Here is a 17,833-nt window from a genome sequence, read left to right as displayed (position 1 = left end):
ATATATCGTTGACGCATCGCGACCGATCAACGAACGAATGGAGTGATGGCGATGTGTCCCCAAGGACAGGAATTTGGATTCGAACGTGGACATGGCCGACACGGTGGGCCGGGTCCGCGTGACCGGGGCCGCTTCGAAGGGCGGCGCGGGGCTTTCGGGCCCTTCGGTCCGGGTGGTCCGGGTGGTGGCCCCGGCGGCCCCGGGTTCGGCTTCGGGCCGGGCCCCTGGGGTGGCCGGCGTGGCGGCCGGGGCGGTCCGGGCGGCAGGGCGCGACGCGGTGACGTACGCGCGTCGATCCTGGCCCTTCTCAAGGACCGGCCCATGCACGGCTACGAGATGATCCAGGAGATCGCCGAGCGCAGCGGCGGGGCATGGAAGCCCAGCCCGGGTTCGGTCTACCCGACCCTCCAGCTGCTGGAGGACGAGGGCCTCATCACCAGTGCGGCCGAGGGCGGCAAGAAGCTGTTCTCGCTCACCGACGAAGGCCGCGAAGCGGCCGAGGCGGGCCCCGAGGCGCCGTGGGAAGAGGCCGGGCGCGGGGTCGACTGGGAGACGCTGCACGAGATCCGGCAGGCCGGCTTCGGCCTCATGGAGGCCTTCGGCCAGGTCTGGAAGACCGGCAGCAAGGACCAGCGCGACAAGGCGCTGGCGGTCATCAACGAAGCCCGCAAGAAGCTGTACCTGATCCTCGCCGACGAGGGCTGACGGGCATGCTGTGGTATCTGACGGCGCCCCGTGGAAGTGTTTCCGCGGGGCGCCTGTCGATGTACGGGGGCTGGGTGCGCGTCCCGGGGCAGGCGCGGGACTCAGGTCACCAGTCCGGCCAGCTTGCGCAGCGATTCGTTGAGGGCGGCCGTCGCCGAGTCCTTGAGCTTGCCCGCCATCAGCGAGACGGCCGCGCCGGTGAACTCCCCGTCGATCCGCACCGAGGTGGCGTCGCCGTCGGGGGTCAGGGTGTAGCGGGTGGCGACGGTCACCGCCATCGGACCCTTGCCGCGGATGGCCAGGATGCGGGCGGGCTCCAGTTCCTCGATGGTCCACTCGACCTCGGCCGGGAACCCCATGAGCTTCATGTTCTCCTGGAAGGTGCCGCCGACCTCGAGTGAGGAGGGGCCACCCTTGGGGAAGTTGGTGTGGGTCGAGTTCCACTCGCCGTACGAGGAGAAGTCCGTGAGCTGCGCCCAGACCTTCTCGGCAGGCGCCTCGATGCGTGCTTCCGCGCTGACTTCGGCCATGCGACCACCCCTTCGTGTCAGGCGCTGCGCCCGGCGCAGCTACGGTGTCGCGGAACGTAGCCGCAGCCCTCGGAACATTCAATACTGATGAACCGTCAGGAATTGTGAACTCGGCCCACCTGGCGTATCGCCGCCGCGTCGAACAGGTCCCAGGCGCGCGGGAAGGGTCCCTCGTCGTGACAGTGCCACGCTTCCCAGAACAGGTCGGCGAGCGGCGCGTCCTCGGGGGCGTACACCCGGTACACGTACTGCCTGCCGTCGACCGCGGGGAGGGCGACCAGCCAGCACCTGCGCTCCATGCCACCGAGGGACGAGAGCAGAAGCGGCGCGGTTGCGTACGGGGCGCGAAGCAAGGCGGCGCGCGCCCTGAGGGGGAACCCTGGGGGAGAAACGGTGCGAAGTCATCCGTAAGGAGGAGAGCGTACTCGCGGAAGCCCACCCTGTGTGGGACGTGAAGATGCTGCCCACCGAGGATGACCCGGGTCGCCGGGACTGATGGGGTAGGGGTTGTGCCACCGCGTATCCCCCATCAGCCCGCCGCCGAGAGCGGCTCCCACCGCACGGAACCCGACACCAGGCTCAGTGCCGAGCTGGCGTCGGTGGTCTCCGGCGCACGCAGGCGGGCGCTGCGGGACGGCGACCGGCAGATCGACACCGCCCATCTGCTGCACTCACTGCTGGAGGCCGACCCCCAGGTGCGCGCCGTCTTCGACGGCGTCCCGCAGGTCGCGCGGCTGCTCGGCTATCTCGTGCAGCGCAGTATCGGCTACGGACTGCGCTGGCAGAGCGGCGTCGAGGACTCGGGGGCGGTTCCGGTCGTGGCCGCGGCGGGCTGGTCGCGGGTCGTGGCCGAGGCGGGATGGTCGCCGGTGGCGGCCGGAGCCATGGAGAGCGCGTGCGAGCGCGCCGAACGGCGGGGCGACGAACGGGCCCGCTGTCTCGATCTGCTCGCCTCGATCGTCACCGATCCGCAGTCGCGGGCCGTCGAGGTACTGCGACGGGCCGGCGTGGACGCCCGGACGCTGCTCGTGCGCATCGAGAACGCCTTCGACGTCGAGGACGAGTTCGCGTGCGAGTTCCGCCTCGACTTCGAGACGTACGCCGGCGGCGACCCGGGCTGCCAGTCCAATCGTTGAGACAGGTGTCATCGGGGGTGACGCTCATGTCGTCGCCTGTCATCATGTGCCGGTGCATACCTCTCAGGGCAGTCAGGACAACCGTGGGAAGGGCGTCGGGCTGGGCCTCGCGCTCGCGTCGGCGGTCGCCTTCGGCGGATCGGGTGTAGCGGCGAAGCCGCTGATCGAATCGGGGCTCGACCCGCTCCACGTGGTGTGGCTGCGGGTGGCGGGCGCCGCCCTGTTGATGCTGCCGCTGGCCGTGCGCCATCGCGCTCTCGTACGGCGGCGCCCCGCCTTGCTCGTCGGGTTCGGACTGCTCGCCGTGGCGGGCGTCCAGGCCTGCTACTTCGCCGCGATCTCCCGTATCCCCGTCGGTGTCGCCCTGCTCGTCGAGTACCTGGCGCCGGCGCTCGTGCTCGGCTGGGTGCGGTTCGTGCAGCGCCGGCCCGTGACACGCGCCGCGGCGCTCGGAGTCGTCCTCGCGGTCGGCGGGCTCGCCTGTGTCGTCCAGGTGTGGTCCGGACTGAGCTTCGACGCCGTCGGGCTGCTGCTCGCGCTGTGCGCCGCCTGCTGCCAGGTCGGTTACTTCGTCCTGTCCGACCAGGGCAGCGACGCGGGCGAGGAGGCACCGGACCCCCTCGGCGTCATCGCGTACGGCCTGCTCGTCGGCACCCTCGTGCTGACGGTCGTCGCACGTCCCTGGACCATGGACTGGTCGCTGCTCGGGGGCAGCGCGGACATGAACGGCACCTCCGTCGCCGCCTCCCTGCTGCTCGGCTGGATCGTGCTGATCGCGACCGTCGTCGCCTACGTCACCGGAGTGCTCTCCGTGCGCAGGCTCTCCCCGCAGGTCGCGGGCGTCGTGGCCTGCCTGGAGGCGGTCATCGCGACCGTGCTCGCCTGGGTCCTGCTCGGCGAACACCTCTCGGCGCCGCAGATCCTCGGCGGCGCGGTGGTGCTGATCGGCGCGTTCATCGCACAGTCGTCGGCGCCCGCGAAGCCCTCGGACGGGCCGGTCGCGAGCGGCGGGAGCGACGCCGAGAGGGATTTGTCGATCCACGGAACCGCCGTCTAAGGTGCTGACCATGCCTTCGACGCTCGTTCTGCCGCCTCCTGCCGCCTGAGGCGGGCCCTCCGGAGTTCCCACCCGGCCTGGTGCCAGGTGGCACGGCGCTGCCCGCAGAAGAAGTCCGAGGACCTTCCCGTACGCCCCTGCCCGCTGGGCACGGGCTGCGATGTGGTCCTTCCCGAACTTCTGCGCGGCTGCCTTGTGCGCGGCCGCGCGTATCCGCGGAGAGAAACACGTGTCGCAAGCTGCTTCCGGCCTGCCCCTCGGGCGAGGCCTCCTCTATCTGATCGTCGCCGGTGCCGCCTGGGGCACCGCGGGCGCGGCCGCGTCACTGGTCTACCGGGCCAGTGACATGGGGCCGATCGCCCTCTCCTTCTGGCGCTGCGCGGGCGGACTCGTGCTGCTGCTCGCCGTGCGCCTGCCGCGGCACCGGCGGTGGCGCCGACGGGTCGCGCCGGCCACCAGGGAGCCGCTGGGCCGCAAGGCCCTGCGGATCGGTGTCACCGGCCTTGGGCTCGCCGTCTTCCAGACCGCCTACTTCGCCGCCGTCGAGGCCACCGGACTCGCGGTGGCGACGGTCGTCACCCTGGGCGCCGGGCCCGTGCTCATCGCCCTGGGTGCGCGACTGACCCTGGGGGAGCGGCTCGAGCGCGGCGGGAGCGCCGCAGTCGCCGGAGCGCTCGGCGGGCTCGCGGTGCTCGCACTGGGCGCCGGGGGCGCCACGGTGCGGCCCTGGGGCGTCGTGCTCGCGGTCGTGTCCGCGGCCGGATACTCCACGATGACGCTGCTCACCCGGTGGTGGGGACGCGACGGCCGCGCCGACGGCTCCGGTACGACGGTGTGGACGTTCGCCGTCACCACCGTCTGCCTGCTGCCGCTCGGCCTGGCCGAGGGGCTGGTCCCGCACACCGCCCAACCGGCCCACGTGCTGGCCCTGGTGGTCTATATCGCCGCCGTCCCCACGGCGCTGGCCTACGCCCTGTTCTTCGCGGGCGCCGCTGTGGTCCGGTCCGCGACCGTCTCCGTGATCATGCTCCTGGAGCCGGTGAGCGCGGCCGTGCTGGCCGTCGGTCTGCTCGGCGAACGACTGACCGTGACGACGCTCGTGGGCACCCTGTTGATGCTGGGTTCGGTCGCGGGGCTCGCGGTGGCCGAGACGCGCGGTATCCGCGGCGACACCCGGAGGGTGCCCGAGGAGGAACGGGCGCTCGTCCGAGGGATGCGGCAGGTATGAGGCATGAGGCCGAGGCGCCGGGGGGGGGACCCCGCCCGGTGCCTCGGCCGCCTCGGCCTCACAGGGTCGTGAGGTAGTCGGGGAGCTCGATGCCGGGGGCCAGGTCGTCGGCGGGGATCGGGGTGCCGTGACCCTTGGTGAGGGGGACGACTCCGGTCCAGTGGGGGAGGGAGAGGTCCTCCGCGTCGTCGTTCGGGCCGCCGGTGCGCAGCTTCGCGGAGACCTCGTTCAGGTCGAGGCGGATCACGGCGGTGGCGGCGAGCTCCTTGGCGTTGGCAGGGCGCGAGTCGTACGAACGGCCCGGGACGACCTGGTCGACCAGCGCGTCCAGGGCCTCCCGCTTCTCGTCCGGGTCCGTCACCTGGTGGGCGATGCCGTGCACCACCACGGAGCGGTAGTTCATCGAGTGGTGGAAGGCGGAGCGGGCCAGGACCAGACCGTCGACATGGGTCACGGTCAGGCAGACGGGCAGCCCGGGGTCGGCCTGACCGGTCATCCGCAGCGGGCGTGAACCCGTCGAGCCGTGTACGTAGAGGCGCTCGCCGACCCGTCCGTAGAGGGTGGGGAGCACGACCGGCGCGCCGTCCCGGACGAAGCCGAGGTGGCAGACGTACCCCTCGTCGAGTATCGCGTGGACCAGTTCGTGGTCGTACGCGGCGCGCTCCTTGGAACGGGTGGGGACGGTGCGATCGGTCGGGGTGTAGGCGGCGGGCCGCGTCGTCCCGGGCTGAGTGCTCGTCTCCGACATTGCGCTCTCCATTGCACTAGTGCATAATCTTCTTTGTGCTAGAAGAGTATCGGATCGAAGGGCGTCGCGCAGCGGACATTTCCGCGAGCGTCGAGCGTGCGGTGGGCAGCGGGGACCTCGAACCTGGGCAACTGCTGCCACCCATGCGGGAGTTGGCGGAGCGGCTCGGGGTGAATCCCAACACCGTCGCTGCCGCCTATCGCACCCTGCGCGAACGCGGGGTGATCGAGACCGCGGGGCGGCGAGGCAGCCGGATCCGCTCGAAGCCCGCCACGACGGGACGCGACTACATCCGGGTCGAGGTGCCGGAGGGCGTGCGGAACGTGGCCGACGGCAACCCCGACCCGGCACTGCTGCCCGCCCTCGCCGAGGCGTTCGCGGCGGCGGCGGGACGGTCGGACCGGGATCCCGTGATGTACGGGGAGGCCGCCGTCGAGGCGGAGCTGGAGCGGCTCGCGCGCGCCGATCTCGACGCGGACGGCGTGCCCGACGGGCCCGTCGTCGTCACCTCCGGATCGCTCGACGCCATCGAGCGCGTGCTGGCGGCCCATCTCAAGCCCGGGGACGCCGTCGCCGTCGAGGATCCCGGCTGGGGCAGCGTGTTCGACCTCGCCCCGGCCCTCGGGCTGCGCACGGTCCCGGTGCGCGTCGACGACGAGGGGCCGGTCCCCGACGACGTACGCCATGCCCTGGAGGCCGGTGCCCGCGCGCTGATCGTCACGGACCGGGCGCAGAACCCGACCGGCGCCGCGGTGGGTGCCGCACGCGCGCGTGCCCTGCGCTCCGTGCTGAAGGAAAACCCGGACGTCCTGCTCGTCGAGGACGACCACGGGCATCGGATCGTCGACCTGCCGCTGCACCCCCTGGCCGGGGTGACCCGCGACTGGGCCTTCGTACGCTCCGTCGCCAAGGCCTACGGCCCCGACCTGCGGCTCGCCGTCCTCACCGGGGACCCCGTCACCATGGACCGGGTGCACGGGCGGCAGCGGCTGGGGCCCGGCTGGGTGAGCCATCTGCTGCAACGGGCGGTCGTGCACCTGTGGGCGAACGGCGCGGTGGACGTCACGGCCGTGACGGCGGCGTACGGGCGGCGCCGGGACGCGCTGATCGACGCCCTGAAGCGGCGTGGCATCGAGGCGTACGGGCGCAGCGGGATGAACGTGTGGATCCCCGTCCCGGACGAGACGGGAGCGGTCGCGCGGTTGCTGCACGCGGGCTGGGCGGTCGCGCCCGGGGCGCGCTTCCGGATGAGCGCGCCGCCCGGGATACGGATCACCGTCTCGACTCTGACGCCGGACGACATCGAGCCGCTGGCGGACGCCGTCGCCTCCGCCGTCGGACCGGCGCCCGCACGCGGTTACGTGTGAGTCGGTCCGTACGCGGCTGGGTGTGAGTCGGTCCGTACGCCCTGAGGGCTCGGTCAGCGGCGCGGCCGGGCCTGGGTGAGCGCGGCGCCGGCGAGGACGATCACCGCGCCGACCGGCGTGGACCAGCTCAGCGACTCGCCGAGGATCGCGACGCCCGCGGCGGTGGCGATCACCGGGATGAAGTACGTGACCATCTGGGCCGTCGTCGGGCCGACCTCGGCGACGATGCCGTACTGGACGAGCATGGCCAGGCCCGTGCCGAGGGCCCCCAGGGCGGCGATCGCGAGCAGCGGGACGACCGGGAAGCGGCTCGGCAGCGTGGTGAACAGCGGGGTGACGAGGGCCAGTTGGGCAGTGGCGAGCAGTAGTTGGGCGCCGGTCATCGACAGATGCGAGTGGCCGGTGCCGGCCAGGGTGCGGCGGACGTAGATCCAGCCGATCGGATAGCTCAGCGAGGCCAGCAGGGCCATCAGCGTGCCCGTGGCGTCCAGGCCGTGGAAGCCCTGCCAGATGCCGAGGACCGTCAGGACGCCGAGGAAGCCGATGCCGAGACCGGCGACCCTGCGCCGGGTCGGACGGTCCTCGGAGAGGGCGACCAGGGACAGGGCCATGCCCCACAGGGGCGAGGTCGCGTTGCAGATGCCCGCGAGCGTGGACGGGATCGTCAGCTCGGAGTAGGCGAAGAGCGAGAACGGCAGTGCGTTGAGCAGGAAGGCCGCGACCGTGAGATGGCCCCAGGTGCGGGCCCCGCGCGGCAGTCGCTCCCGCTTCACCGCCATCGCCGCCGCGAGCACCGCCGTCCCGAACAGCAGCCGTCCGAAGGTGACTTGGAACGGCGCGTAGCCCTCCGTGCCGACCTTGATGAGCAGGAAGCTGAAACCCCAGATCAGTGAGAGGGCGCCGAAGCGGATCCGCCAGTCGAGGGCGGTGCGGCGGCGGGGGGTCGTGGAGGTGGGGGTGTCGCTTCGGGGAGTGGTCACGGCGCTCATGGACGTAACGATGGACCAGACCATCTCGTAGCACAAGCGAGATTTACCGAGCAATATCTCGTAGTATTGCTTACATGTTGAATCTGGAGCGTCTGCGCACCCTCGACGCCCTCGCCCGGCACGGCTCGGTGAGCGGTGCGGCCGAGGGACTGCACGTCACGACGTCGGCCGTGTCCCAGCAGATGTCCAAGCTGGAGCGCGAGGTGGGGCAGCAGCTGCTCGCGAAGAACGGGCGCGGGGTGCGTCTCACGGATGCCGGGCGGCTGCTCGCCGAGCATGCCGCGCGCATCCTGTCGCAGGTCGAGCTCGCCCAGTCCGACCTGGAGGCCCAGCGCGGTCAGGTCGTCGGTGAGCTGCGGCTCTCCGCGTTTCCGACCGCCGCGCGCGGGCTGTTCCCCACCGCGCTCGCCGCGCTGCGCGCCGATCACCCCGGGCTGCGGGTGCGCTCCAGCGAGCTGGAGCCCGAGGCCGGGGTTGCCGGAGTGATCCGGGGCGACCTCGATCTGGCGGTGGTGCTCGACTGGTACAACAAGCCGATGCCGCTGCCCGACGGCCTGGTCAAGGCCCCGATCCTCGACGACCCGGCCGACGTGGCGATGCCGGTCGGCCACCGGCTCGCGGACCGCGCGGAGGTCGACCTCGGCGACTTCGCCGACGACGAGTGGATCACCTGGGGTGAGGGCGAGTTCTGCCACGAGTGGCTGATGTTCACGTTGCGCTCCCGGGGCGTCGAGCCGCACATCGGCCATCGCGCCGCCGAGACGCACACCCAGCTCGGCCTGGTCGCCGCAGGGCTCGGCGTCTGCATCGCGCCGCTGCTCGGGCGCCATCCGATGCCGGACGGAGTCGTCACGGTGCCACTGCGGCAGGCCGTCCGGCGGCATGTCTACGTGATCTGGCGCGCGGACGCCGACCGCCGCCCGTCGATCAGAGCGGCGGTCGCGGCGCTGCGGGCGGCGGGGGAGAGCATCGGCTGAGCGGTGACCTGGGCGGTGACCTGCGTGGTGGCGGGGCGGCCTGGACACGTGGCGCTGCGGGGCCGGTCGCTGTGGCCCCGCGGCGATGGGCGCTGTCGACGCCTCGCGCGGTGCGGGGCGGCTGAGGGGAGCTCCGCGGTGGCATGGCCGCGCCCGCCCATGTCCTAGAGCGGCGGCAGCTTGCGGAAGTCCCAGGAGGCTATGGCTGTCGGCGTCAGCCGGGCCCACGCGTGGCGGCCGTCGTGCGGCATTTCCTCCAGGCCGAAGTTCTTGCGGGCGAACAAGGTCTCGGGGACGTCGAGTTCGGCGCACAGCTCCCCGGTGCGGGGGACCTCGCCCACGAACTCCACCGCGCCGGACAGCTCGACGCCGCGCAGTTCCCCGTAGTCCTCACCGGTGTCGATCACCACCGCGACCCGTGGGTCGCGGCTCAGCTCCGTCCAGCGCTTGCTGCGTACCACGGAGTACAGCCACAGCGAGGTGCCGTCCCAGACGAACCAGAGCGCGCTCACGTGGGGGGCGCCGTCCCTCGACACCGTGGCGACACGGCAGGTGCGCTGGGTGGTGAGGAACTCGTCCAGCTCGCCGGGGGTCATCATGATCTTCCGGCCTCTGCGCTGAGTGACGGTCATGCGATCACCTCTTCTTTCATGTCGACCTGATGCGTCGATCTTCCGCGTCGACAGAGATCCTCTGACAGTGCGTCAGAAAAGCATGGGCCGTCTTCCGTCCTTGCGCAATGCTCGTTACGCTCGCCCGCCCGACCCTCGACGACAAGGGGAGTCATGCCGCCGCGTGAACAGCTCAGCACACTCCTCGATCCGGACGGGACCGTTCTGCTCACCGTGGAATGCCAGCAGGGTGTCGTCGGCCCGGACAGCGCACTGCCCGAACTCGCCAAGGAGGCCCGGTCGTCGGGGGCGCTCGCGAACATCGCCCGGCTGGTGGCCGGTGCCCACCGCGGCGGCGTCCAGGTGATCCACGCGATCGCCGAGCGACGGCCTGACGGGCGGGGGGCCAACCGCAACGCCCGCCTGTTCCGCGCGGCCGAACGGCTGCCCGTGCAACAACTGTCGGGCACCACCGCGGTCCGCGTCGCGCCGCCGATCGAGGTCGCCGAGGAGGACTTCGTCGTACGTCGCCTGCACGGCCTGTCCCCGCTCGCGGGCACCGACGTCGACGCGCTGCTGCGCAACCTGGGCTGTCGCACCCTCGTCGTGACCGGAGTCTCCGCCAACGTGGCCGTCCCCAACACCGTGTTCGACGCCGTGAACCGCGGCTACAACGCCGTGGTGCCCGCGGACGCGATCGCGGGGGTGCCCTCCGACTACACCCCCGCGCTGATCCGCAACACGCTCGCCCTGGTCGCCACGATCACGGCGACCGATGACGTGCTGGCCTGCTTCGAGAGGCCGCGCCGCTGAGGCGCGGCCCCGGCCGTGTCACGCGAGCTTGATCGAGTCCCCGTCCACGGTGATGTTGGCGGCGGCCAGCGGCTGCGTCGCGGGCCCCTTCTTCACGCTGCCGTCGGTCGCGGAGAACTGGCTGTTGTGGCACGGGCAGGTGATCACGTTGTCCGCGATGCCCTTCACCGCACAGCCCTGGTGGGTGCACTTGGAGGAGAAGGCCTTGTAGGTGCCCGCGGTCGGCTGGGTGACGACGACGCCCTGGGACTCGAAGACCTTGCCGCCGCCCTCCGGGATGTCGGTGGTCTTGGCGAGGACCGTGCCGCCCGCGTTGCCCGCCGCGGCGTTGTCGCCCCCGCCGGTACCCCCGCTGCTCGCGCTCGCGCTCGCGCCGGAGCCGGAGTTGGAGCTGGTGGAGTCGGAGGACTTGTTGTCCGACCCGCACGCGGTCAGCGCGACGGCGAGTCCCGCCGTGCCGACCGCCGCCACGACGGTGCGGCGGGCCGGGGCCGGAACGGGGTGAAGCGATTCGCTGGTCATGCTGACATTCCCTTCAACGGACGTGATGGTGATCCGTACAGAGGTACGGTCCGCCCGTCTGCCCTGTTCAGGAGCTGAGGAGTTCTTGACCGAATCGACAGCGGTTCGACAGCCGCGCCGGTCTGCTCGGGACACCGCCGCCGCGGGCGCCCACGGGTCGCGTCCAGTGGCCGTGACCACCCCAGTGGCCTGGGGCGATGCTCAAGGAAGTCATCGTGACCCGCTCCATCACGCCGCTGCGTGAGGGCGGCTCGCTGCTGGGGCTCGTCGAGGGCGACGATCTCGGGACGTACGTCATGAAGTTGTCCACTAGGTGGCACTGACCTGTGCCTATGCGGCCATCGATGTCTCTGACCTGCACCGGTGTTTGTTTCAGCATCTTTCAGGTTCGTGTCGCGTTATGCAGTCGATTCTCCCCACGCGCTCCCCAGCACCGTCCGTACTCCCCAGATTCACCCCAGAGTTGGCCGTGCTGCGGGGCAGTGGCGACGGGGAAGCCAGTCGATCTCAGGCGTTGCCGTAGGCGCGGTGAGTGACTGGCACAGGTAGAACAGAGCTCTGCCAGCGGGTTCTTGGTCTGCTGGTGGTACACAGGCGATGAGTCGCTGACCAACGTAGATGGCGAGCTTCGGGACTTTGGCAGGCTCGCTGGCCCGGGAATGGTCCGGATCTTGGGTGTTGCGGTCTCCTCTCGGGCTGGGGTTTTGCTTGGATGATGGTGGACGCGGGTGCACACACCGGGTACTTCACCGTGCCGGCCTCCGGCATGGTCGGGCCCGCCGGACGCATCGTCGCCATCGAGCCGATCGCCGACTTACCGGGTGATCACCCGGGCGGGCGGTACGCGGCCGGGCAAGGTGGCTCTCGTTTCCGGCGGCGGCTCCGGACATGAGCCGCTGCACGGCGGGTTCGTCGGGCCCGGGATGCTGGACGCCGCGTGTCCCGGCGAGGTGTTCACCTCGCCTGTGCCGGGCCAGATGCTGACCGCGGCCCAGGCGGTCGACGCCGGTGCGGGCGTGCTGCTCATCGTGAAGAACTACACCGGGGATCGCCTCAACTTCCAGATGGCAGTGGAACTCGCCGACGACGAGGGCATCACGGTGGAGACCGTGACGGTCGACGACGATGTCGCGGTGCAGGACTCCACGTGGACTGCGGGGCGGCGCGGTACGGGCGCCACACTCTTCGTCGAGAAGATCGCCGGTGCTCTGGCGGAGCAGGGCGGTGACCTCGCGTCCGTCGCGGAGATGGCCAAGCGGGTGAACGCGGCGAGCAGGTCGTTCGCGGTGGCGCTGAGCGCGTGCACCACTCCCGCCGCGGGCAGGCCCGGCTTCGAGCTGGGCGAGGACGAGATCGAGATCGGCGTCGGCATCCACGGCGAACCCGGCCGCCGACGCGAGAAGATGCGCCCCGCCCGGGACATCGTGGCCGACTGCATGGACGCCATCCTCGACGACCAGCCGCCGGCCGCCGGCGAGGAGACCATCGTCATGGTCAACGGCTTGGGGGCGACCCCGCTCATCGAGCTGTACGTGGTCTTCAACGAGGTGGCCGCCGTGCTCGCGGGAAAGAAGGTCACCATCGCCCGCAGCCTGGTCGGCAACTATGTCACCAGCCTGGACATGGCCGGCGTCTCCATCACTCTGTGCAGGGCGGACGCCGAGATGCTCGCCCTGTGGGACGCGCCAGTGAACACCCCGGCGCTGCGCTGGGGGGTCTAGGGCCGGGCCGGAGGCGGGATGTGGGCACAGCACACGGCCCGGGAAGAGATGGCTGTGCCTCCCCGCCCCGCCTCCGGCTCGTCCCCTCACCGCCGCCGCACGAACCCGATCACCGAACGGAGAACCCCATGGATATCGATCGCGCCCGCGCATGGGTGCAGGCCATCGCTGTCGCTGTGGGCCAGAACAAGGACCACCTCACCCAACTCGACTCGGCGATCGGCGACGCCGACCACGGGACCAACCTGGACCGCGGCTTCACCGCTGCTGCCGCGGCCGTGAGCGACCTCGCCGCGGGCACGGCCGGAGCCGTGTTCGTCAAGACCGGCACCACCCTGATCTCCAGCATCGGGGGCGCCTCGGGCCCGCTGTACGGCGGTGCGTTCCGCGCCCTGGGCAAGCACCTGGACGTCGCCGTCGCCGACCCGGCCGCGTTCGCGGCGGCGCTGGCGGCCGCGTTGGAGAGCGTCCAGAAACTGGGCACGGCCAGCCCTGGCGACAAGACGATGATCGACGCCTTCGCGCCCGCCGTCGCCGCCTTCGAGGAACGCTCCCGGCAGGGCGACGACTTCGCCGCTGCCGCTGCGGCAGCCGCGGCAGCCGCGGAGGAGGGCATGCGAGCCACGACTCCGCTGCAGGCACGTAAAGGCCGAGCCTCCTACCTCGGAGCCCGTAGCGTCGGCCACCAGGACCCGGGTGCCACCTCGACGGCCCTGATCTTCCGTGCTCTGGCCGACGTGGCGGCCACGACGTGACCGATCGCCGCTGCTTTCCCGGCCAAGCGGCAGCCCCCGGCATCGCCTTGGGGCTCCTGCACCGCACCGACCGGCCCGTGGCCAGGGCTCTGCCCATAAGGACGGATACCGACCCGGTCCGCCAGATCATCGACTCCTTCGACGCGGTAGCAGGCCATCTCATGTCGCTGTCAGCCTCGTTGCGCGAACAGGGCGAGCCCGATGAGGCCGACATCGCCGCCACCCCGGCGATGGCCGCGCATCCCGCCGTCCTGAACGCGATCGCCGCGGCCGTGACCGCCGCGCACCGGCACGGCGGACGGGTGTCGGTCTGCGGAGACGCCGCCGCCGATCCCCTCGTCGTTCCGCTCCTGGTCGGCCTCGGCTGCGACACCCTGTCCGTCGCGCCCGCCGCCCTCGACGACGTACGTGCCCGCGTCCGCCGTCTGACCCTGCCCACTTGCGCCGATGTGGCCGACACCGCCCTCGGTCTCGACACGGCCGCGGATGTCTGGCAGCTCGTCATCACCCAGTGCATGCCATCCCCGCCGTGACCTTGCGCCCCGCTCCTGTCGGCACCCACCGGGCGTGCGGCGGCATGAAGCGCCCGAGCCCCTACGCACTGCCACGAAGGTTTCTCCTATGAATGTGACACTCCGGATCGCATCCCCGCGTGCCGTCCGCTGACGACTTCGAGGAGCGGGTCTTCGAGCCGGTGGACGCGGCCCCCGCCAAGCGGACACCATCCGCGCAGCGCTGACGCTCACCCTGGGCGCCGCTGTTCGGCCGCGTCCAGGCCAGGTACCACCTGCTGCAACGCTCGGCGGCCAGCGCCAGCGCCAGCGCCAGCGCCGAGACGCACGCCGCCGGCTGCGCGGTCATCGTCAAAGAAGCCCTGGCCAACGGCCGTCAGAGGCACTACCTGCGACGCTGTCGCCCTCGCCGCTGTCACCGCGCGGCGCTGGGTGGACGTCGTGTTCTCCTGAGCCGCCAAAGCCGGACGAGCCCACCGAGTTGGCCGATCCCGCCCATGCCTGCTCGGTGCGTGATCCTCAACGATCCATCCAACCGCACAACCTCACGGAGCACCCCTGATGACGTACTTCCTCCCGCCCACCGACACTGTTGCCAGCGCCGCGCACGGGCTGGCCCTGGCCCACCCCGGTCTGATCGAGGTGCACCGCGACCCCCTCTACCTGCGAGCACGCTCCAGCAATCCGGGCCGCACCGTCGCCCTGGTCTCGGGCGGCGGCTCCGGACACGAGCCGCTGCACACCGGGCTGCTCGGGCCCGGAGGTCTGGACGCCGTCTGCCCCGGCGAGATCTTCGCCTCCCCGCACAACCGGCAGATCTACGAGGCCGGCGCGGCCGCCGCCAAGAGCAACGGCGTCCTGCTCATCGTCAAGAACTACACGGGCGACGTGATCAACTTCCAGATCGCCGCGGAACGCCTGCGCCACGACGGGATTCCCGTCGACACCGTCCTGGTCGACGACGACCTGGCCACCGACAACAAAGACACCGCGACCGGTCGCCGCGGCACCGCCGCCACGGTCGTCGTGGAGAAGCTGCTCGGCGCCTTCGCCGACCAGGGCGCCAAGCTCGACGACCTCACCACCCTGGGGGCACAGATCGCGGCGCACTCGCGCAGCCTGGCGGTCGCCGCCCGAGTCCAGACCTCCCCTGCCACCGGTGAACCGGCCTTCGCCCTGGGCTCGGGCACGCTCGAGTACGGCGTCGGGATCCACGGCGAGCGTGGCACCGGCACCATCGAGCACCGCCCCGTCGACGAGCTCGTACGGCAGATGACCGACGACCTGCTCGCCGCCCTGCCCGCCGGGCAGGACCAGGTGCTGGCCGTCGTCAACGGGCTGGGTGCCACAACCAGCTTGGAACTTCACGCCATCGGCTCACTCCTGCACGACGTGCTCACCACTCGCGGTGTCCAGCCCCTGGCCATCGTGCCCGGCACCTTCACCGCGGCCCTGGACATGGCCGGCTTCTCGATCACCCTCACTCGCATGAAGCCGGAGTGGGTCGAGCTGTGGACGGCACCCACCGACACCCCGCTCGTGCTTTCCTCCCGCACCCTGACGGCGGACACCGAGGCATCCGCCGGCGTCCAGCCGACCGCCGGTCAGGCGCCGACTGGCATCCCCACTCCATCCGGCCGGGCTGTCCTCGGCCGCTTCTGGCAGATCGTCTCCCAGGCCCGTGACAACCTCACCACGCTCGACCAGCTCGTCGGTGACGGCGACTTCGGCGACAACCTCGTCGGCGGCGTGCGGCAGGCCCTGACACTGAACGAGTCGGGAACTGACAGCATGGCTGCTCTGGCCAGGGCGTTCCTGAACGATGTGGGCGGCACCAGCGGCCCCCTCTTCGGGCTCCTCTTCCAACAGCTCGCGGTCGTGTCCTGGACGGACCACCACGCGCCGCACGCACGGGCCGTCGCCGACGCGGCCGCCTCCAGTCTCGCGGCCATCCACCGCGTCGGCGGGGCCGAAGTCGGCGACTGCACCCTCATGGACGCGCTCTCGCCTGCCGCGGACACGCTGGACACGGCCGCCCGCGACTCGGCCGACAGCCCTTTCACCACTGCCGCCGAAGCCGCCATCCAGGGCGCCTTGAACACGGCGTCTCTCGCACCGCGGCGCGGTCGCGCCAGCTGTGTGGGCGAGCGCGCCATCGGTGTTCCCGACCCCGGCGCTCTGGGCGTGGCCCTCCTGTTCATCGCGCTCGCGCACGTCTACGAGCCGGACACGGCCACCCGCCTGCCCAACCCACAGCACATCACAGCCTGTTGACGCGCAGCGGCGCGGAACACGCCCACAACCGCCAGGGTCCTACTACACCTGCCTGCGGACAAGGACCCGGGTCACGTCCGGCTCCCAGGCCGTCTACGGGGCGCCGATCTGGGATCCGATCGCGCTGAGTGCGAAGATGAGCAACACGGTCGGTGCCTTGTTCGCGCTGCTGATCGTGATGGTGGCGACCTTGTCGGTGAACATCGCCGCCAATGTCGTCTCCCCGCCTGTTGCTAGCCGCGGGAGGGACCTGATAGGCGGAAAACCGCCCCCGCGCTGGGGCGCTCCCTGTGGCCGGTCATCGTGGCGCTGACGGCGTGGGGCAACTCCCGCCTCGCACGGGAGGGACGGAGCATGGTCCTCATCGACACGGCCACGGGCGAGGAGGTCGACCCCGTCGTCGTCGACGCGTCGACCGGCCGCCGCCTCGACGGCAGCGACACCTACGCCTTCACCGTCGGGCCCGCGGCCGACGACGCCATGCTGGATCGCTACCACCGCCGGGGGAGGGGCCCTGGCGGAACGCTCGTAGGCCCGAGTTGAGCGGTGGGTCGCGTCACCGCCAGTTCACGCCGTCCCTGCCGCGCGACGGAGCTCGACGAGGTCCCAGCAGAGGGACGGATGTCGGTGACAGGCGTCGTCCAGGTCGACCCGCCCTGGGCCACGCCCTCGACGTCGACCAGCCCCGCGACGCGGCACCGGCCTCTGCCCCGCTCCACTGCCCCGGCACCGGGGAGCCTGCGCCGAGGCCCGCCGCACGACCCCCGAACTCCTCGACCTCCTGGCTGCGGAGTCCGGCCACTCCTCCTGCTCCTGCCTGCCCGCCTGAGCGGTCTCGGAGGTTGATCTCAGGCGCCGGTGATCCACCGTCGAGCCGCGGTGCTGCCTGGCTCAGCCGCGGAGAACGCCGATGCGCCGCAGCCACGACTCGACATCGCCGTCGCGGACTTCCGTCATCAGCCACGGCATGGACCTCCTCGTCTGGAAGCCAGGGGGCCTGGCACCCAGCGCAACCTGTCGCGGTACGCGGAGCCCGGTCACGCGTAGGCCCGAAGGGCGGCTGACGGCAGTCGCGGAACCGTGTGGTTCAGCCGCTGCTCGAAGTACCGGGAGGGCGCGGCCGGCTTGCCGGATGACCGGGAGACGCTGATCGCCCTGCTGGGGAAGCTGACCGCGCACTCCGCGCACTCCGCGCGCTCCGCGCACTCCGCGCACTCCGACGCGCGGCAGCGGACCTGAGAACGAGAGCCTTGCCACCGTCATCTTTTACCCATAGGTCAAAGATGGTGCTACCGTTTCCCTCATGGCAGGGACCAAGCAGTTCGATCCGGACGTCGCCGTCGAGCGGGCCATGGAGGTGTTCTGGCTGAAGGGATACGCGGCGACCACCCCGCAGAACCTGGTGGACGCGCTCGGTATCGGCAAGGGCAGCCTCTACAACGCCTTCGGGAGCAAGCACGGGCTGTTCGAGCAGGCTCTGAGTCACTACTGCGACCGCCGGCTTGATCGCTTCCTCGAGCTGCTGGACGAGTCCGCCCCGGTCCGGGAGCGTCTCCGCGGCGTGCTGGAGTTCATCGTCGACGAGGGCGCCCGGGGCTGCATGGTCGTCAACACCGTCGGGGAACTCGCGGGAGTCGACGAGGCGGCGGTCACGCTGGTCCGGCGCGACTTCGACCGCGTCGAAGCTGTCTTCCGGGCGCTGATCGAGGAGGGGCAGCGGTCAGGAGAGATCGTTCCCGACCGTGACCCCGCGGTCATCGGGAGCATGCTTCTGAACGCCATGATGGGGCTGTGGGTCCTGGTCCGTGTCCCCGGTGAGCGAGACCGGCTCGACCGGGTGATCGCGGCGACGATCGACGCTCTCTGATCCGACCCCCGGCAGCCGTGG

The 17,833-nt window shown here is 71.3% G+C and carries 19 protein-coding genes and 1 pseudogene; 14 read left to right on the top strand and 6 right to left on the bottom strand.

Features of this window, described 5'->3' with window-relative positions:
- Positions 1-51: 51 nt before the first annotated feature.
- On the top strand, positions 52-705 hold the full coding sequence (locus ACIRA5_RS43025) for a helix-turn-helix transcriptional regulator (protein WP_403700853.1): 654 nt from the start codon (positions 52-54) through the stop codon (positions 703-705).
- 101 nt (positions 706-806) lie between these two features.
- Here the strand turns inward: ACIRA5_RS43025 and ACIRA5_RS43020 are convergent, their stop codons facing one another.
- Both ACIRA5_RS43020 and ACIRA5_RS43015 read right to left on the bottom strand, forming a co-directional pair.
- Positions 807-1,235 (bottom strand): SRPBCC family protein, encoded by a 429-nt coding sequence (locus ACIRA5_RS43020; RefSeq protein WP_403700850.1) that lies wholly within the window; start codon positions 1,233-1,235, stop codon positions 807-809.
- A gap of 95 nt (positions 1,236-1,330) precedes the next feature.
- Positions 1,331-1,534, bottom strand: coding sequence for a hypothetical protein (locus tag ACIRA5_RS43015; protein WP_403700848.1), 204 nt, complete (start codon positions 1,532-1,534; stop codon positions 1,331-1,333).
- A gap of 210 nt (positions 1,535-1,744) precedes the next feature.
- Here ACIRA5_RS43015 and ACIRA5_RS43010 point away from each other — a divergent pair, with 210 nt between their 5' ends.
- The 3 genes from ACIRA5_RS43010 (at position 1,745) to ACIRA5_RS43000 (ending at position 4,656) form a co-directional block, all read left to right on the top strand.
- Positions 1,745-2,371, top strand: a complete 627-nt coding sequence (locus tag ACIRA5_RS43010) for a Clp protease N-terminal domain-containing protein (protein ID WP_403700845.1) — start codon at positions 1,745-1,747, stop codon at positions 2,369-2,371.
- A 46-nt stretch (positions 2,372-2,417) separates the two neighbouring features.
- Positions 2,418-3,428 (top strand): EamA family transporter, encoded by a 1,011-nt coding sequence (locus tag ACIRA5_RS43005; RefSeq protein ID WP_352053080.1) that lies wholly within the window; start codon positions 2,418-2,420, stop codon positions 3,426-3,428.
- Positions 3,429-3,657: 229 nt separating this feature from the next.
- Positions 3,658-4,656: a DMT family transporter gene (locus ACIRA5_RS43000; RefSeq protein WP_403700842.1), complete on the top strand. Its 999-nt coding sequence runs from the start codon at positions 3,658-3,660 to the stop codon at positions 4,654-4,656.
- Between the two features lie 58 nt (positions 4,657-4,714).
- On the opposite strand, the gene ACIRA5_RS42995 is transcribed toward ACIRA5_RS43000, so the two are convergent.
- On the bottom strand, positions 4,715-5,404 hold the full coding sequence (locus tag ACIRA5_RS42995) for a pyridoxamine 5'-phosphate oxidase family protein (RefSeq protein ID WP_403700840.1): 690 nt from the start codon (positions 5,402-5,404) through the stop codon (positions 4,715-4,717).
- A 35-nt stretch (positions 5,405-5,439) separates the two neighbouring features.
- Here ACIRA5_RS42995 and ACIRA5_RS42990 point away from each other — a divergent pair, with 35 nt between their 5' ends.
- On the top strand, positions 5,440-6,771 hold the full coding sequence (locus ACIRA5_RS42990) for an aminotransferase class I/II-fold pyridoxal phosphate-dependent enzyme (protein ID WP_403700837.1): 1,332 nt from the start codon (positions 5,440-5,442) through the stop codon (positions 6,769-6,771).
- A gap of 53 nt (positions 6,772-6,824) precedes the next feature.
- Here ACIRA5_RS42990 and ACIRA5_RS42985 read toward each other — a convergent pair whose 3' ends face one another.
- Entirely contained in the window at positions 6,825-7,760 is a 936-nt protein-coding gene (locus tag ACIRA5_RS42985) for a DMT family transporter (RefSeq protein ID WP_403700835.1), read from the bottom strand.
- A gap of 74 nt (positions 7,761-7,834) precedes the next feature.
- Here ACIRA5_RS42985 and ACIRA5_RS42980 point away from each other — a divergent pair, with 74 nt between their 5' ends.
- Positions 7,835-8,737 carry a LysR family transcriptional regulator gene (locus ACIRA5_RS42980; protein ID WP_075032545.1) on the top strand — a complete coding sequence of 301 codons (903 nt, stop codon included), beginning with the start codon at positions 7,835-7,837 and terminating at the stop codon, positions 8,735-8,737.
- Positions 8,738-8,901: 164 nt separating this feature from the next.
- Here the strand turns inward: ACIRA5_RS42980 and ACIRA5_RS42975 are convergent, their stop codons facing one another.
- Positions 8,902-9,369, bottom strand: coding sequence for a pyridoxamine 5'-phosphate oxidase family protein (locus ACIRA5_RS42975; RefSeq protein ID WP_403700831.1), 468 nt, complete (start codon positions 9,367-9,369; stop codon positions 8,902-8,904).
- A gap of 153 nt (positions 9,370-9,522) precedes the next feature.
- Between ACIRA5_RS42975 and ACIRA5_RS42970 the strand changes: the two genes are divergently transcribed.
- Positions 9,523-10,161: a cysteine hydrolase gene (locus ACIRA5_RS42970; protein ID WP_403700828.1), complete on the top strand. Its 639-nt coding sequence runs from the start codon at positions 9,523-9,525 to the stop codon at positions 10,159-10,161.
- A gap of 18 nt (positions 10,162-10,179) precedes the next feature.
- Here ACIRA5_RS42970 and ACIRA5_RS42965 read toward each other — a convergent pair whose 3' ends face one another.
- On the bottom strand, positions 10,180-10,683 hold the full coding sequence (locus tag ACIRA5_RS42965) for a Rieske (2Fe-2S) protein (protein WP_403700825.1): 504 nt from the start codon (positions 10,681-10,683) through the stop codon (positions 10,180-10,182).
- Positions 10,684-11,411: 728 nt separating this feature from the next.
- Here ACIRA5_RS42965 and dhaK point away from each other — a divergent pair.
- From dhaK to ACIRA5_RS42930, 7 genes and pseudogenes are all read left to right on the top strand, one after another.
- A complete protein-coding gene (gene dhaK / locus ACIRA5_RS42960) occupies positions 11,412-12,404 on the top strand; it encodes a dihydroxyacetone kinase subunit DhaK (protein WP_403700822.1) in 993 nt (330 codons plus the stop codon).
- 128 nt (positions 12,405-12,532) lie between these two features.
- Positions 12,533-13,159 carry a dihydroxyacetone kinase subunit DhaL gene (gene dhaL, locus ACIRA5_RS42955; protein WP_403700820.1) on the top strand — a complete coding sequence of 209 codons (627 nt, stop codon included), beginning with the start codon at positions 12,533-12,535 and terminating at the stop codon, positions 13,157-13,159.
- Positions 13,156-13,692 carry a putative PEP-binding protein gene (locus ACIRA5_RS42950; RefSeq protein WP_403700817.1) on the top strand — a complete coding sequence of 179 codons (537 nt, stop codon included), beginning with the start codon at positions 13,156-13,158 and terminating at the stop codon, positions 13,690-13,692. The genes dhaL and ACIRA5_RS42950 overlap by 4 nt, the downstream gene beginning before the upstream one ends.
- Before the next feature lie 540 nt (positions 13,693-14,232).
- A complete protein-coding gene (locus ACIRA5_RS42945) occupies positions 14,233-15,945 on the top strand; it encodes a dihydroxyacetone kinase family protein (protein WP_403700814.1) in 1,713 nt (570 codons plus the stop codon).
- Positions 15,830-16,258: a cytosine permease gene (locus tag ACIRA5_RS42940; protein WP_403700811.1), complete on the top strand. Its 429-nt coding sequence runs from the start codon at positions 15,830-15,832 to the stop codon at positions 16,256-16,258. Before ACIRA5_RS42945 ends, ACIRA5_RS42940 begins: the two co-directional genes overlap by 116 nt.
- Positions 16,222-16,488 (top strand): annotated as a pseudogene (locus tag ACIRA5_RS42935) (transcriptional regulator); the annotation flags it as partial. The gene ACIRA5_RS42940 and the pseudogene ACIRA5_RS42935, both read left to right, overlap by 37 nt.
- Before the next feature lie 760 nt (positions 16,489-17,248).
- Complete coding sequence (locus ACIRA5_RS42930; protein ID WP_403700808.1) at positions 17,249-17,812, top strand: TetR/AcrR family transcriptional regulator; 564 nt, start codon at positions 17,249-17,251, stop codon at positions 17,810-17,812.
- Positions 17,813-17,833: the final 21 nt, after the last annotated feature.

The sequence above is a fragment of the Streptomyces sp. NPDC096311 genome (assembly GCF_044763085.1).
In the GTDB taxonomy this organism is placed as follows: domain Bacteria; phylum Actinomycetota; class Actinomycetes; order Streptomycetales; family Streptomycetaceae; genus Streptomyces.
The sequence above is the reverse complement of the archived record's forward strand: the minus strand, read 5'-3'. Positions and strand labels throughout refer to the sequence as shown.

What these genes read in the sequence shown, in the direction of transcription:
- dhaL (WP_403700820.1), top strand. Translation starts at nt 12,533, where the DNA reads ATGGATATCGATCGCGCCCGCGCATGGGTGCAGGCCATCGCTGTCGCT.
- ACIRA5_RS42980 (WP_075032545.1), top strand. Translation starts at nt 7,835, where the DNA reads ATGTTGAATCTGGAGCGTCTGCGCACCCTCGACGCCCTCGCCCGGCAC.
- ACIRA5_RS43020 (WP_403700850.1), bottom strand. Translation starts at nt 1,235, where the DNA reads ATGGCCGAAGTCAGCGCGGAAGCACGCATCGAGGCGCCTGCCGAGAAG.
- ACIRA5_RS42975 (WP_403700831.1), bottom strand. Translation starts at nt 9,369, where the DNA reads ATGACCGTCACTCAGCGCAGAGGCCGGAAGATCATGATGACCCCCGGC.
- ACIRA5_RS42995 (WP_403700840.1), bottom strand. Translation starts at nt 5,404, where the DNA reads ATGTCGGAGACGAGCACTCAGCCCGGGACGACGCGGCCCGCCGCCTAC.
- ACIRA5_RS42965 (WP_403700825.1), bottom strand. Translation starts at nt 10,683, where the DNA reads ATGACCAGCGAATCGCTTCACCCCGTTCCGGCCCCGGCCCGCCGCACC.
- ACIRA5_RS42970 (WP_403700828.1), top strand. Translation starts at nt 9,523, where the DNA reads ATGCCGCCGCGTGAACAGCTCAGCACACTCCTCGATCCGGACGGGACC.
- ACIRA5_RS43015 (WP_403700848.1), bottom strand. Translation starts at nt 1,534, where the DNA reads ATGGAGCGCAGGTGCTGGCTGGTCGCCCTCCCCGCGGTCGACGGCAGG.
- ACIRA5_RS42985 (WP_403700835.1), bottom strand. Translation starts at nt 7,760, where the DNA reads ATGAGCGCCGTGACCACTCCCCGAAGCGACACCCCCACCTCCACGACC.
- ACIRA5_RS42945 (WP_403700814.1), top strand. Translation starts at nt 14,233, where the DNA reads ATGACGTACTTCCTCCCGCCCACCGACACTGTTGCCAGCGCCGCGCAC.
- ACIRA5_RS43025 (WP_403700853.1), top strand. Translation starts at nt 52, where the DNA reads ATGTGTCCCCAAGGACAGGAATTTGGATTCGAACGTGGACATGGCCGA.
- ACIRA5_RS42930 (WP_403700808.1), top strand. Translation starts at nt 17,249, where the DNA reads ATGGCAGGGACCAAGCAGTTCGATCCGGACGTCGCCGTCGAGCGGGCC.